We start from the raw sequence: 14788 nt of genomic DNA, 5'->3' as shown, positions 1-14788 counted from the left end.
AAATTGAATTGTGCTAAATTATTGTGTTTTGCAATATATGTTCTTAAATAGGGACAATAATGATTAGATTTTACATTTGATGGAAAGAAATCAATATTAAAAAGAAGAGAAGTCAATATTCAAGGAGTCTCCTTATGGCAGAACATAAGCCAAACATAATGTATGGTACCACTATTATTACTGTACGAAAAGGTGGTAAAGTCGTGATAGCTGGTGATGGTCAGGTTTCACTGGGGCAGACGATTATGAAAGGCAATGCACGAAAAGTCCGTCGCCTTGGGAAGGGTGGAGCAGTTATTGCTGGTTTTGCAGGAGCTACAGCAGATGCCTTTACTTTGCTGGAAAGATTAGAAACGAAGCTTGAGCAATATCCTGATCAACTTATGCGTGCTTGCGTAGAGCTTGCAAAAGATTGGCGAACAGATCGCTATTTGCGTCGTCTAGAAGCAATGATGCTTGTAGCTGATAAAAAAGTAACTTTAGCTTTAACAGGGCTTGGTGATGTTTTAGAGCCAGAAAATGGGGTTATGGCAATTGGTTCTGGAGGCAATTTTGCTCTTTCAGCTGCGCAGGCGCTCATAGATATGGACTTGGATGCCGAAACTATTGCTAGGAAAGCTATGGATATTGCCGCTAAAATTTGTGTTTACACCAATGATCATTTTACAATTGAAACATTGGATGCAGAATTATCTTCTTTAGAGAAAGCTATTTGAATGTGTATTGTATTTTCCCCTCGTGAGACTGTTTCTGAACTTGATCGTTTTATTATTGGCCAAAATGATGCCAAGCGTTCTGTGGCTATTGCACTGCGTAATCGCTGGCGTAGACAACAGCTTGATGGTCCAATGCGTGAAGAGGTTATGCCAAAAAATATTTTGATGATAGGCCCAACAGGTGTTGGTAAAACCGGTATAGCGCGACGATTAGCAAAACTTGCTGGAGCACCTTTTGTTAAAGTAGAAGCGACTAAATTTACTGAAGTTGGTTATGTGGGACGCGATGTTGAGCAAATTATTCGTGATCTTGTTGAAATTGCCATTTCTCTTGTGCGTGAAAAAAAACGAGATGAAGTTAAAGTAAAGGCTCACATAAATGCTGAAGAGCGCGTTTTAGATGCTCTTGTTGGCAAGACAGCAAGCCCTGCTACCCGTGATAGTTTTCGCAAAAAATTACGCGAAGGTGAATTGGATGAAAAAGAGATTGAAATTGAAGTAGCTGATAATAATAGCAATAGTTCTTCAACCTTTGAAATTCCTGGTATGCCTGGTGCACAAATGGGAATTATGAATTTGTCGGATATTTTTGGTAAAATGGGAAGTCGTACAAAGGTCCGCAAAACGACGGTAAAGGATGCTTTTAAACCTCTCATTGATGATGAATCCGAAAAACTTCTTGACCAAGATCAAATTATTCAAGAAGCACTTCGTGTTACTGAAAATGATGGAATTGTTTTTATAGATGAAATTGATAAAATTGCAACGAGGGATGGTGGGGGAAATGTTGCTGTTTCCCGTGAGGGCGTTCAACGAGATCTTTTACCTTTGGTTGAAGGAACAACAATTGCCACAAAATATGGACAAATCAAAACAGATCATATTCTTTTTATTGCGTCAGGCGCATTTCATGTTTCCAAACCATCTGATTTATTACCAGAACTTCAAGGACGTTTGCCGATTCGTGTAGAGCTTAATGCTCTTACAAGAGAAGATTTACGACGTATTCTCACCGAACCTGAAGCTAGTCTTATTAAGCAATATATTGCTTTAATGGCAACGGAAGAGGTTCATTTAGAAATTACCGATGATGCAATTGATGCTTTGGCAGATATTGCGGTGGATTTAAATGCAAGGATTGAAAACATAGGGGCACGTCGTTTGCAAACAGTGATGGAACGTGTTTTAGATGAAATTTCTTTTACAGCACCTGATAAAGCTGGTACATCATTTAAAGTTGACGCTGCTTATGTGAGAAAATCAATAGGTGATCTTGCGGCTGATATTGATCTCTCACGTTTCATTCTTTAAGGGTATCGCTTTTTTATCTGCGTGCTTGGATAACTTTGAAACCATGGGCTTTTTCATGAATCAAGACTGTATGAAAGATGTCTTTTAACAATGCTTCATAGGGCAGGTGGCGGTTGGCGACAAGAAGCAGATTGCCACCTGGTTTGAGGCATTTTGCAGCATTTATAATAAAGAGCTGTCCTAATGAGACATCTGTCGTTTGTTGTGTGTGAAATGGCGGGTTTGAAATGATTGTATCATAGAAATCTGTGATTGGTTCATGCACGAGATCATGCCAATAAAAATGAATCGAACAAGAAGCTATTATGGCTTTAAGGTGCTGTTTGGCTGCTCTCAAAGCATTATAATCGGCTTCATAGAGATCAAGAGTTGTTAGTTTTTCGCTTTCCTCAAGTGCAGCGTAAGAAAGAAAACCCCAGCCTGCGCCAAAATCAGCAGTTTTTCCAGAAATAATTTCTCGCATATGCAAAGCAAGTAGAGCAGATCCAGGATCAATACGACCATGCGAGAACATACCAGAAGAGGTTTGAAATTTATTCTCAAAATTGAGCGGTGGGGAGCGCAACTGTGCAATCTTCTGTCTGTCTATTTGCTGTGGAACTTGAAGCCAGAATACCAGTCCGTGATTTTTGGATAATTTATCGGTGATGGGAATAAATGTTTTAACCCATTTCATCATTGAAGCGGCACCAACAGTTTTATTTCCACCAATAACAATCCATCCACCAGGCTTTACACATTCTAATAAATCAAGGAAATAATTTTGGTTAAAACCACGATATTTGCTCAAATGCAAAAGCGCACCATCATAGGTGAACTTTTTATCTATTTGAGGTACACAGTGAAACTGGGCATTGGCAAATTTTAAAAAATCTGATCGCCAAGGCGTTATAATTTTTAAGTTTTGTCTCCATTCTAAAGCAGGAATTTCAGTCAACCCAAAACCCAACCATGACTGGCTTGGATTGGGAAGAGGAAGGCTATGGTTTTCAAAAGGTAAAAACAATAACACATTAGCTCTTTCAAAGATACAATGCCATTTTCATATAAGAATGGCATTGTATGACAAGAGGAAAAATTACTCTTCTTTTTTCTTACGACGGCGCTTATTTTCGGATTTATTTTTTTCATCCACGCACTTATCTTGCTCTTCTTTTATTAGCTTATCACTTGTAATTTCTTCACCGGTTTGCTGATTGATAATTTTCATTGATAAGCGAACTTTACCACGTTCATCAAAGCCCATGAGTTTCACCCAGACTTTGTCACCTTCTTTAACAACATCTGTTGTTTTTGTGACGCGTGCTGATGCGAGCTGAGAGATATGAACAAGCCCATCACGTGAACCAAAGAAATTTACAAACGCACCAAACTCTGCAGTTTTTACAACTGTTCCTTGGTAGATAGCACCAATTTCAGGCTCATCGACAATAGAATGAATCCAGCGTTTTGCTGCTTCAATGGTTTTAGCATCAGCGGAAGCAATTTTAATTGTTCCATCATCTTCAATATTGATTTTTGCTCCAGTTTGTTCAACGATTTCCCGAATAACCTTACCACCAGAGCCGATCACATCGCGAATTTTATCAACAGCAATATTCATCACTTCAATGCGTGGAGAAAATTCGCTGAGTTCAGCACGTGCACTGGTTAAAGCTTTGCCCATTTCATGAAGGATATGAATTCGACCGTCTTTAGCTTGTTCAAGTGCAATTTTCATAATCTCTTCGGTAATACCATCAATTTTGATATCCATTTGCAAGGCAGTAATACCATTTTCCGTTCCTGCCACTTTAAAATCCATATCTCCAAGATGATCTTCATCTCCTAAAATATCAGACAGCACAGCAAAGCGCTCCCCTTCTTTAATCAAGCCCATAGCGATGCCTGCGATAGGGCGTAGCAGGGGAACACCGGCATCCATGAGTGCAAGTGAAGTTCCGCAAACCGTTGCCATGGAAGAGGATCCATTAGATTCCGTAATCTCTGAAACAGTGCGAATAGTATAAGGAAAGGATTCTTTGGTTGGCAACATGGGATGGAGAGCGCGCCACGCCAATTTCCCATGTCCAATTTCGCGGCGACCAGGAGAACCAAGACGTCCTGTTTCTCCCACGGAAAATGGTGGAAAATTGTAATGGAGGAGAAATGTTTCCTTATACATACCTGTCAAGGAGTCCACATACTGTTCGTCTTCACCAGTTCCCAGTGTTGCTATAACCATCGCTTGTGTTTCACCGCGGGTAAAGAGTGCAGAACCATGGGTCCGTGGTAAAATACCAACCTCAGATTGGATAGGACGTACGGTTGAAAGGTCACGTCCATCAATACGTTTTCCTGTATCAAGAATATTCCAGCGAACAATTTTTGCTTGCAACTGTTTAAAAACAGTAGCAATTTGGTCAGCACTAAATTTACAGTTTTCTTCTGTCTCTGGAATAAATGTATTGATAATTTCTGTTTTAAGAGCATCAATTGCGGCGTAACGCTCTTGTTTATCAGTAATTGTATAAGCCTTTCGAATATCCTGTTCAGCAGTTTCCAGCATAGCCTTTTCAAGATCAGAAAGATCTTCAGGAACAAACTCACGTGGATCTTTTGCGGCAACTTCAGCAAGCTTTATGATGGCATCAAGAACAGGTTGCAAACCTTTATGCCCAAACATAACGGCACCCAACATGATATCTTCCGGCAACTCTTGTGCTTCTGATTCAACCATCAACACAGCACTTTCCGTTCCAGCAACAACAAGATCAAGTTTTGATTCAGGCATCTCATCGATATGAGGATTGAGAACATATTGTCCATTACAGTAGCCAACACGGGCACCAGCAATAGGCCCCATGAAAGGAACACCTGAGAGGGTCAATGCGGCAGAAGCTGCAATCATCGCAAGGACATCAGGATTATTTTCAAGATCATGCTGTATAACAGAAACAATAACTTGCGTATCATTTTTATAACCATCAGCAAAAAGCGGACGAATTGGACGATCAATCAAACGTGAAATCAAAGTTTCATTTTCAGTTGGTCGGCTTTCACGTTTTAAATAACCCCCTGGTATTCTACCAACAGCATAAGATTTTTCTTGATAATTAACGGTAAGCGGAAAAAAATCTTGGTCTGGTTTTGAATTTTTTGCCGATACAACGGTTGCTAAGACAATGGTTTCCCCGTAAGTAGCAATGACTGCACCATCAGCTTGACGCGCTATTTTTCCTGTTTCAATGGTGAGTGGCCGGCCAGCCCATTCAATTTCTATCTTATGCGTTTTGAACATTTTTTATCCTTAATAACCAGTGTTCACATCTTTGAGTGCTTACATTCTAGTTTTGCTTAGCAAATTTTAAAACCATGATCAGGATGACAAGACACTTCTGTTTTTTCGCGAAAAGAAAAAAATAAATCGCAATTTAAACGCAAAGCAACTAGCAATCCTGCCTCATGATGGTTACTGATTAGTTTTTAACTAAAAACAGCAAGCTAAAAAAATTGGGTGGATTTCGTAGAAATATCACCCATCTATTTTTTCTAGCGACGCAAACCTAATTTCTTGATAAGTGCTTGATAACGATTTTGGTCAATTCCTTTAAGGTAATCAAGAAGGCGACGGCGTTGAGAGACCATCTTTAAAAGACCACGACGAGAATGATTATCCTTTTTGTGTGATTTAAAATGGTTCGTTAAATTAGAAATACGTTCAGAAAGTACAGCAACCTGCACTTCTGGTGATCCTGTATCACCAACTTTATTTGCATATTCCGCGATAAGAGCTTGTTTACGTTCAGCTGTAATCGACATCGTACTATCCTTTCAAAAAATAAAGCACCAAAAGCCACCCATAGCCGAGATGTCGTTCAGCAAGGGTCCGTGAAAAAACAAGAAGAGTTGAAGACTCTCACCTGTCTTGACATTTATATAGGAAAGGAGGTTAAAATGCTAGTCCTTAAAAGCACTTTGAAGACCTTCTTTAAATAGATGATTTTGTTTTGAAATATTGCTTGTTAACAGGGGTGGGTAGGAAAAGTTTTTAAGGGATTATGCATTCTTTTGATACAAAGATTACTGCTTTACAGAGTGTGTGTATAATAACAAAAGCAATAAATACCGATTTGGAGGCAAAAGATGCAGAGCGTTTCAACATTCGAACTTTTTCGTAATTCGGTATTTCGAAATTTGTGGTTGTCTACTCTGATTTCTAATTTGGGGGGGCTTATACAAGCTGTTGGAGCAGGGTGGTTAATGGCATTGATTAGTTCTTCGCATTCCATGGTTGGGCTTGTTCAAAGTGCTACAACATTACCCCTTGTTATGTTTTCTCTGATGGCAGGAGCATTAGCTGACAACTTTAATCGCCGCCAAATTATGTTGTGGGCGCAGATTATGATGATGGTTATATCCATGAGCTTGGCTATTTTATCCTATATGGGCTTTTTAACACCTTTATTGTTATTATGTTTCACATTTTTGATTGGTTGTGGAACGGCCTTTTATAATCCTTCTTGGCAGGCGACAATAGGAGACATTGTGAGCAGAGAAAATATTCCTGCTGCTGTGAGTTTGAACAGTGTTGGCTTTAATTTGATGCGTAGTGTAGGTCCTGCTATTGGTGGTGCTATTATTGCAATGTTAGGGGCAGCAGCAGCTTTTTTGTTTAATGCAATAAGTTACATTCCCTTAATTGGTGCTTTATTTTTCTGGAAACCGAACTATGAAAACAACATTTTGCCGCGAGAAAGACTTCTAGGAGCTGTTTCAGATGGTTTGCGTTATGTTGCGATGTCCCCCAATCTTCTCAGTATTATGGTGAGAGCATTTCTTTTTGGTATTGGAGCGATTTCAATTTTGGCGCTTTTGCCAATTGTTGTGCATAAAATCCTTGGGGGAAATGCGCTTCTTTACGGTACATTACTCGGTTGTTTTGGTTTTGGAGCCATGATAGCAGGTATGATTAATTCATTTGTACGCAGTTATTTTTGTTTAGAGACAATTATTGCAAGTGCATTTATTGGTTTTGCTGTTTCTTGCTTTTGTTTAGCAATGAGCCGCTCACTGATTATAAGCCATATAGCCTTATTTCCTGCAGGCTTATGTTGGGTTCTAGCATTATCGCTGTTTAATACATCTGTACAGCTTTCTACACCACGTTGGGTTGTGGCACGTGCTTTAGCGCTTTATCAAACGGCATCATATGGAGGGATGGCTGTTGGAAGTGCAATTTGGGGAGCTTTAGCTGATGGTTATTCTCCAACAGTTGCTCTGAGTATTTGTTCTCTCTTCTTAGTTTTGGGAGCCTTGGCGGGGATAAAATTTAGAATTCAGGAAATTCCCCAGATAGATCTGGATCCGCTTGATCATTTCAGAGAACCGGAGCTTTTGCTTGATCTAAAAGCAAGGAGTGGTCCGATTATGATTATGATCGATTATCAAATTCATGAAAATGATCTTGAAGAATTTCTCAAAGTCATGACACGTCGTCGTCATATTCGTTTACGTGATGGTGCTCGCCAATGGGTTCTCTTACGCGATCTTGAAAGGCCCCAGTATTGGACAGAAGCATATCATATGCCAACATGGGTTGATTATTTACGCCATAATCACCGTCGCACAAAAGCGGATGCAGAGGTAAATAAACTTCTACGTCACTTAAATCGTGCGCCCAACGGTATAAGAGTCCACCGCATGATTGAACGACAGACAATACCACAAGCCAATGAGATGCTTTTAAAGTCTTCTGCTGATCAATTACTTTGATGGCGAGAGGACAAAAACAGTTTTTCTAAACTATTAAAATATGTACAAACCTATTTTAATGGATTAATTCATTGATATAAATAGAATAGCGGAAATTTTAAATGTTTTGAATAAAACATTTTATGTTGTTGGTAATTTGTGTAAAGATTTTTACTGAACAAACAGTGAGAGGTTACGAGTATTTAAGATCAAGCCTGAGTTTCTTTATTCTACAGAGATCTTTTCCTCAAAACTGGAGTACATGTACTCCGAAATAATCAAAGAGGTGACTTAAAACAGCAAACACAGATTTTTAAATTTTAAGAATTAAATGATGAATGCTAGCTATAAAAATTATAGAGCATCGACATCTTTATGCATGAAAGTGCCAACTGTCTCTATTATACTATCAGCCTGCAATATTATAGTACTCTTTATTTGAGGGCGTTCATAAGAAGTATTTTTTATTCATACGCTCTGTTTGTGAAATGCAAACAAACAATTTTGATTAATTTACCGTAAATAGGTTTCAAATAAGAGAGTTCCACAATATTCAGGATTTTAGTTTATTATAAATCAATAAATTATATGAATGTGTCACGAATTTAGTTTTTGATATGAACTATTTTAAAAAGGCGAATACAGAGCAATGGGCAGCAAGGCATTTCTTTGACCAATAAAATCCTTTTTTGCAAAAGATTGTTGTAAGAAAGAATAAATTAAATTGTGAAAATCCGTTTTGGTTTAAACAAACTTTTGTCAAGACTACCTATAGCAAGCAGTTGCTCTTTGTAGAAAACACAGGCCTCATCTTCATCAAGAGATGCATTGTGATGACAAAGAGGCACTGGAATACCCATCATAACTCGTTGTGCTTGAATTTCACTAAGAGTGTAATGAGGGAGGCAATCTAGTGCAGCTCCTGTATCTATTAAAAGTGCATCAAGTTTTGAAAAATCTCTTTTGGAAGAAGCGTCATTTTCATTTGTTACAGTTTGATCTAGTTCTGCTGCTTTTAACATTTCCCATGTGATGAGATCATTTTCATAAAACGGTGCTACTGCGATACGTCTTAAATCAGCAATATGTCCATAACAACTAAGGTCACGTCCCATATCGCGTGCGAGGGAGCGCACATAGGTTCCCTTTCCGCAAGCTATTTCAAAGACAGAATACTCTCTGGTAGGGGTATCTATTAATTTAAAGGTTTCTATTTCTACTTGACGCGGTGGAATTTCAACAATCTCACCTTCACGGGCTAAATCATAGGCACGATTACCAGAAATTTTAATGGCTGAAAATTGTGGAGGTGTTTGTAGAATGACACCTGTATATTGAGGAATAAGAGCGAGTATCTCTTCTTTTGTCGGGCGTTTGAGAGATGTCTTGGTGACTTCTCCTTCTAGATCATCTGTTGATCGTTCTTCTCCCCATGCTATATGAAAACGGTAGGTTTTTGTGCCTTGCATCACGTAGGGAACGGTCTTAGTTGCTTCACCCAATGCAATTGGGAGGAGACCAGAAGCAAGAGGGTCCAGTGTACCCGCATGCCCTGCTTTTTGTGCATGAAAGAGCCATTTTATTTTTGAAACAGCTTCTGTCGATCTCATTCCTTTTGGTTTATCAAATATGACCCAGCCAGAAACAGAACGGCCTTTTTTTTATGTTGCCGTGCCATGTCTTTAATCCTCAACTTCATCATCATTATCATTCTGGTGAAGATCACGTGTTACCTCAGGTAAGCGGAGTAGAGCATCAATTCTTGAAAAATTATCAAAACTACTATCAAGACGAAAACGTAGTTCAGGCATATATTTCATCTGTCGTAACGCATGACTGATTTCTCTACGAATAAAACGGCTGTGTTTGTTGAGGATATCAACGATATCAACATGAGATGTGTTCTCAACAATACTGAGAGGAGAAATAAAGCAGGTGGCAATTTTTAAATCTGGTGACATGCGTACTTCAGAGACTGAAATAACCATATTTTTCAAAAGATCTTCAAGAAGAATACCGCGCTGCAATATATGGGCTATTGCGTGACGGACTTGTTCTCCTACTCTGAGTTGCCGTTGTGATGGTCCTGCATTTTTCATAAAATCTTATCCTTATTACAACATCCCTTCTTTTAACCATCTTAAAAGATTAAGAAAGAACAAAGGCGTTTCATATAAATCCAATAACTTTCTTCATTTTTTGATTGAGAAAAGCCACAGGATTCCACGGGATTATTTTATAATGTGCGGTTAATGTGTTCGATACGGAAGGTTTCAATAACGTCTCCCGCGCGTATGTCTTCATAGTTTTCGAAAGCCATTCCACATTCCTGACCACTTTGCACTTCATTGACCTCATCTTTGAAGCGTTTGAGTGTTTTAAGTTTTCCTTCATGAATGACAATATTATCACGGATAAGGCGAACACCAGCTCCCCGTTCTATTTTACCTTCTGTAACGCGACAACCTGCAACTTTTCCGATTTTTGTAATGTTAAAGACTTCTAAAATTTCAGCATTACCAAGGAAAGTCTCACGCTGTTCTGGTGAGAGCAACCCTGACATGGCAGCTTTGATATCATCAACAAGATCATAGATGATGTTATAATAACGAATTTCAATTCCTTGTGTTTTAGCAGAATCACGTGCCTGTTTATTAGCACGAACATTAAAACCAATCACAGCCGAGTTAGAAGCTTCAGCAAGAGAAATATCACTCTCAGTGATACCTCCAGCACCGGAATGGACAATGCGCGCCCGCACCTCTTCATTTCCTAGTTTTTCTAATGCCGAAGCGATTGCTTCAATTGACCCCTGTACATCTCCTTTAATGATAAGAGGAAATTCTTTAACACCAGTGGTTTGTAATTTACTCATCATCTGTTCAAGAGAACCACGAGAACCAGTTTGTCGAGCTACAGCTTTATCACGTGCTAGTCGCTGACGGTATTCAGCAATTTCTCGTGCTTTTGCTTCATGAGTGACAACAGCGAAACGATCACCAGCTTGTGGTGTTCCTTGCATACCCAAAATTTCAATAGGTGTAGAGGGAACGGCTTCTTTAACGTGACGACCATGATCGTCAATCAAAGCACGTACGCGTCCCCACTCATTACCGGCAACAATAATATCAGAAGGATGCAATGTACCTTTTTGAACAAGAACTGTTGCAACAGACCCACGTCCCCGATCCAGTTTGGCTTCAATAACAACACCCTCTGCGGTTCGCTGAGGGTCTGCTTTGAGATCAAGAATTTCAGCTTGAAGAAGAATAGCTTCGAGAAGTTTATCAAGATGTTGGCCAGTTTTAGCAGAAACTTCAACGTCCAAAGTTTCACCACCCATAGTTTCAACAAACACTTCGTGCTGTAGAAGTTCTGTACGCACTTTCTGTGCATTCGCAGCTGGTTTATCAATTTTGTTGATAGCAACAATAATAGGTACACCAGCGGCTTTGGCATGATTTATCGATTCAATTGTTTGTGGCATGACACTATCATCAGCAGCGACAACCAGAACAGCAATATCGGTAACACGGGCACCACGAGCGCGCATAGCCGTGAAAGCAGCATGTCCTGGTGTATCAATAAAGGTAATCTTTTGACCGTTTTGTTCTACTTGATAAGCACCGATATGCTGCGTAATACCACCAGCTTCACCAGAAACAACATTAGCTTTTCGAATAGCATCAAGAAGAGAAGTTTTTCCATGGTCAACATGACCCATAATTGTTACAACGGGTGGACGCGGCTGCACTTTTTGAGGATCATCAGCAATATTAAAGATGCCTTCTTCTACGTCAGATTCTAAAACACGTTTAACAGTGTGACCAAATTCAACGGCGATAAGTTCAGCAACATCTGCATCAATAACATCGCCAGGTTTCATCATTTGTCCCTGTTTCATCAGAAATTTAATGACATCAACGGAACGTTCCGTCATACGCTGTGCAAGTTCTTGAATTGTAATGGTTTCAGGAAGAACAACTTCGCGAGAAATTTTTTCTCTTGGTTCTTGGTTTTGTGCGCGTTTAAATTTTTCTTGCCTGCGTCGCATAGCAGCCATTGAGCGCCCACGTGCATTTCCTTCTTCGTCCAGAGCGCTATTGAGAGTGAGTTTTCCACGGCGTCGCTCATCTGCTCCTTTTACAACCTTTGGTACACGTACTTCTGATTTAGCAGGGTTAGCGCGTCGACTATGTCGATCTTCTTCTTTATTCTCATCTGCTTTACGTTTTTCAATTACAGCAGTATTTTTAGGCGTGATAGGAATATCTATAGCTTCTATAAGGGAGGGCGCAGAGCTAAGAGACGGCGTCTCTTCCAGTATATTTTCTTCTTCTTGATGTATTTTAGTTTCTTGAATTGACTGTTTTAAACTTTCTTCACGTTCTTTTGCACGTTTTTCTTCTTCGGCTTGTTCACGCATTATTTTTTCTTGGATATGCGCTTCTTCTAATGCACGAAGTCTTGCTTCCATTTCAGCAGACGATAGATTGTTTTTAGCGACAGGCTTACTCGGTTTAGCTTCCTCAAATCGTGGTTTAGAGCGTTGGGAAGCTACATGCGGTTTTGTAATTGGCTGTTGTATTTCAACTTTTTCATCAGGACGCGTAATTTTGCGCCGTTTGGTTTCGACAACCACAGCTTTTGTACGGCCATGGCTAAAATTTTGTTTAACCGTACTCGTTTCTAGGACTGACTTCTTTAAAGTTAGTGTCCTTTTGACTGTTATTTTGTCGTTGTTCTTTTCACTCATTGTACTTCCTTCACGGCTTTGGCCGTCATCTCACCAGACTTGCTGTGTTTTTCATCACGATAGACGAGTAGTTTATGTATCGTTTTGAGAAACCCTTCGGCAGCTTTAATGTCTAATAAGGCTGCATGCATAACAGGATTAGCGCCAAAAGCCACCCGCATTTCATCACTTGTAAATAAAGATATAGTTTTTATATTCCGATTTGTTTGTTGTTGTACTGTATGGATAGCTTGTGCAATTTTTCGTTTTCCATCTTCTGTCGTTTCTTTAGCATGAAGTACGAGAATAACTTGACCAAAGCGGATAGCAGCATCAACTTTTGTTGCTCCCATAACAATGGCACCTGCTTTCCTCGCCATAGAAAGGCTTGTAAGAGTAGATTTTAACAAAAGTGTATCGACAATATGCGCAAGATTTGGCGTAACTTCAACCTCTGTTTTAAAACTTCTTTGAAAAGCTTTTTGTTTGATTGCTTTCTCAATGACAGAATGACGAGCAGAAACCCAAACCCCTCGTCCTGGCAAATTAGCTTTAAGATCGGGGACAATTTGATTATTGGGACCAATGACAAAGCGGATCAGCGTTTCTGCTGAAGCACTTTTTCTGGTCACAATGCAAGTCCGTTCATTCATTTAAAGTGTATCCACGTTCAAATCATCTATTTTTTCATCTTTTACAGAGTTTTCATTCTCTGCAGGGGTTTCTGTAACAAGATCAGCTTGGTCTATCCAACCTGCTTGCACACGTGCTGCTAAAACCATAGCTTCTGCATCAGCACGTGTAATATCAAATGGGGTCAAAACACCAGAAAAATTTTGTATTTGACCTTCTTTACGTTCTCTCCATCCTGCCAAATCGTCCACTGCATAGCCAGCAAAGTCTTCCATTGTTTTTACACCATCTTCACCAACAGCGACCAACATAGCACTTGTCATTCCAGGAAGTGTTCGCAATTCATCACAAACACCGAGTTTCCTGCGTTTTTCATCAAGTTCTTTTTCTTGATGATCGAGATATTCGCGTGCACGGCTTTGGATTTCACCAGCAGTTTCATGATCAAAGCCATTAATAGAAGCTATTTCTTCGAGATCAATATAGGCAATTTCCTCAATAGAAGAAAAACCTTCTGAAGCCATAACTTGTCCGATCATTTCATCAACATCTAAGGATTCCATAAACAATTTACTGCGTTCAGTAAATTCTTTCTGACGATTTTCAGATTCTTCCTTTTCCGTTAAGATATCAATATTCCACCCTGTTAATTGGGAGGCTAAACGAACATTTTGTCCACGTCGTCCAATAGCAAGGCTAAGTTGGTCATCAGGCACAATGACTTCAATACGTTCTGCATCTTCATCAAGTACAACTTTAGAAACTTCAGCAGGTTGTAGTGCATTGACGATAAATGTTGCTGCATCAGGGGACCAAGGAATAATATCAATTTTTTCACCTTGTAGTTCTGCGACTACAGCTTGTACACGGCTTCCTCGCATTCCTACACATGCTCCAACAGGATCGATGGAACCATCACGTGAGACAACAGCAATTTTAGCACGTGAACCTGGATCACGAGCAACGGATTTAATTTCTATAATACCATCATAAATTTCTGGTACTTCCATGGTAAACAACTTCACCATAAATTGGGGATGTGTGCGTGAAAGAAAAATTTGTGGACCACGTGATTCACGGTGCACATCATTGACAAAGGCACGGATACGGTCTCCATAACGGAAAGATTCACGGGGAATTAATTCATCACGACGCACGATAGCTTCGCCCCGTCCCAGATCAACAATAACATTGCCGTATTCTACACGTTTTACTGTACCAGAAATAATTTCACCAATTTTATTTTTAAACTCTTCATATTGTTGGTCACGTTCTGCATCGCGTACCTTTTGCACAATAACCTGTTTAGCAGATTGTGCTGCGATACGCCCAAAATCCATAGGAGGTAAGAGATCAGCAAAAAAATCACCAATTTTTGCATCTGCTTGGCGTTTGAGTGCATCGGACAAAGTGATTTCACTTGTATAATCTTCAACAACATCAACAATTTTGAGTAGGCGTTGTAATTTAATTTCACCTGTTTTGGAATTGATTTCAGCACGGATATTGGTTTCTTGACCATAACGAGAACGTGCTGCTTTCTGAATAGCGTCAGCCATCGCAGAAATGACAATTTCACGGTCAATTGATTTTTCACGTGCAACAGCATCTGCAATCTGCAGAATTTCAAGCCTGTTAGCGCTTGTAGCCATCAATTTTC

The 14788-nt window shown here is 39.6% G+C and carries 11 protein-coding genes; 3 read left to right on the top strand and 8 right to left on the bottom strand.

What is annotated here, in order from left to right:
* Positions 1–134: 134 nt before the first annotated feature.
* Complete coding sequence (hslV, locus tag BN202_RS07175) at positions 135–716, top strand: ATP-dependent protease subunit HslV (RefSeq protein WP_019219951.1); 582 nt, start codon at positions 135–137, stop codon at positions 714–716.
* Entirely contained in the window at positions 717–2027 is a 1311-nt protein-coding gene (gene hslU, locus BN202_RS07170) for an ATP-dependent protease ATPase subunit HslU (protein ID WP_019219950.1), read from the top strand.
* 13 nt (positions 2028–2040) lie between these two features.
* Here hslU and BN202_RS07165 read toward each other — a convergent pair whose 3' ends face one another.
* The 3 genes from BN202_RS07165 to rpsO all read right to left on the bottom strand — a co-directional run bounded on the left by BN202_RS07165 (position 2041) and on the right by rpsO (position 5828).
* Positions 2041–3039 (bottom strand): class I SAM-dependent methyltransferase, encoded by a 999-nt coding sequence (locus BN202_RS07165; RefSeq protein WP_019219949.1) that lies wholly within the window; start codon positions 3037–3039, stop codon positions 2041–2043.
* Positions 3040–3105: 66 nt separating this feature from the next.
* On the bottom strand, positions 3106–5307 hold the full coding sequence (gene pnp, locus BN202_RS07160; RefSeq protein ID WP_019219948.1) for a polyribonucleotide nucleotidyltransferase: 2202 nt from the start codon (positions 5305–5307) through the stop codon (positions 3106–3108).
* A 251-nt stretch (positions 5308–5558) separates the two neighbouring features.
* Positions 5559–5828, bottom strand: a complete 270-nt coding sequence (gene rpsO, locus BN202_RS07155; RefSeq protein ID WP_019219947.1) for a 30S ribosomal protein S15 — start codon at positions 5826–5828, stop codon at positions 5559–5561.
* A gap of 324 nt (positions 5829–6152) precedes the next feature.
* Between rpsO and BN202_RS07150 the strand changes: the two genes are divergently transcribed.
* Entirely contained in the window at positions 6153–7781 is a 1629-nt protein-coding gene (locus tag BN202_RS07150) for an MFS transporter (RefSeq protein WP_019219946.1), read from the top strand.
* A gap of 698 nt (positions 7782–8479) precedes the next feature.
* Here the strand turns inward: BN202_RS07150 and truB are convergent.
* From truB to nusA, 5 genes are all read right to left on the bottom strand, one after another.
* On the bottom strand, positions 8480–9370 hold the full coding sequence (truB, locus tag BN202_RS07145) for a tRNA pseudouridine(55) synthase TruB (RefSeq protein WP_019219945.1): 891 nt from the start codon (positions 9368–9370) through the stop codon (positions 8480–8482).
* 72 nt (positions 9371–9442) lie between these two features.
* Positions 9443–9859, bottom strand: coding sequence for a 30S ribosome-binding factor RbfA (gene rbfA / locus BN202_RS07140; RefSeq protein WP_019219943.1), 417 nt, complete (start codon positions 9857–9859; stop codon positions 9443–9445).
* A 137-nt stretch (positions 9860–9996) separates the two neighbouring features.
* Positions 9997–12516 (bottom strand): translation initiation factor IF-2, encoded by a 2520-nt coding sequence (infB, locus tag BN202_RS07135; RefSeq protein WP_019219942.1) that lies wholly within the window; start codon positions 12514–12516, stop codon positions 9997–9999.
* A complete protein-coding gene (locus BN202_RS07130; protein ID WP_019219941.1) occupies positions 12513–13148 on the bottom strand; it encodes an RNA-binding protein in 636 nt (211 codons plus the stop codon). The genes infB and BN202_RS07130 overlap by 4 nt, the downstream gene beginning before the upstream one ends.
* Positions 13149–14780, bottom strand: a complete 1632-nt coding sequence (nusA, locus tag BN202_RS07125; protein WP_019219940.1) for a transcription termination factor NusA — start codon at positions 14778–14780, stop codon at positions 13149–13151.
* Positions 14781–14788: the final 8 nt, after the last annotated feature.

The organism is Bartonella florencae (assembly GCF_000312525.1).
GTDB lineage: Bacteria > Pseudomonadota > Alphaproteobacteria > Rhizobiales > Rhizobiaceae > Bartonella > Bartonella florencae.
This window is presented reverse-complemented; position numbering and strand designations above follow the sequence as displayed.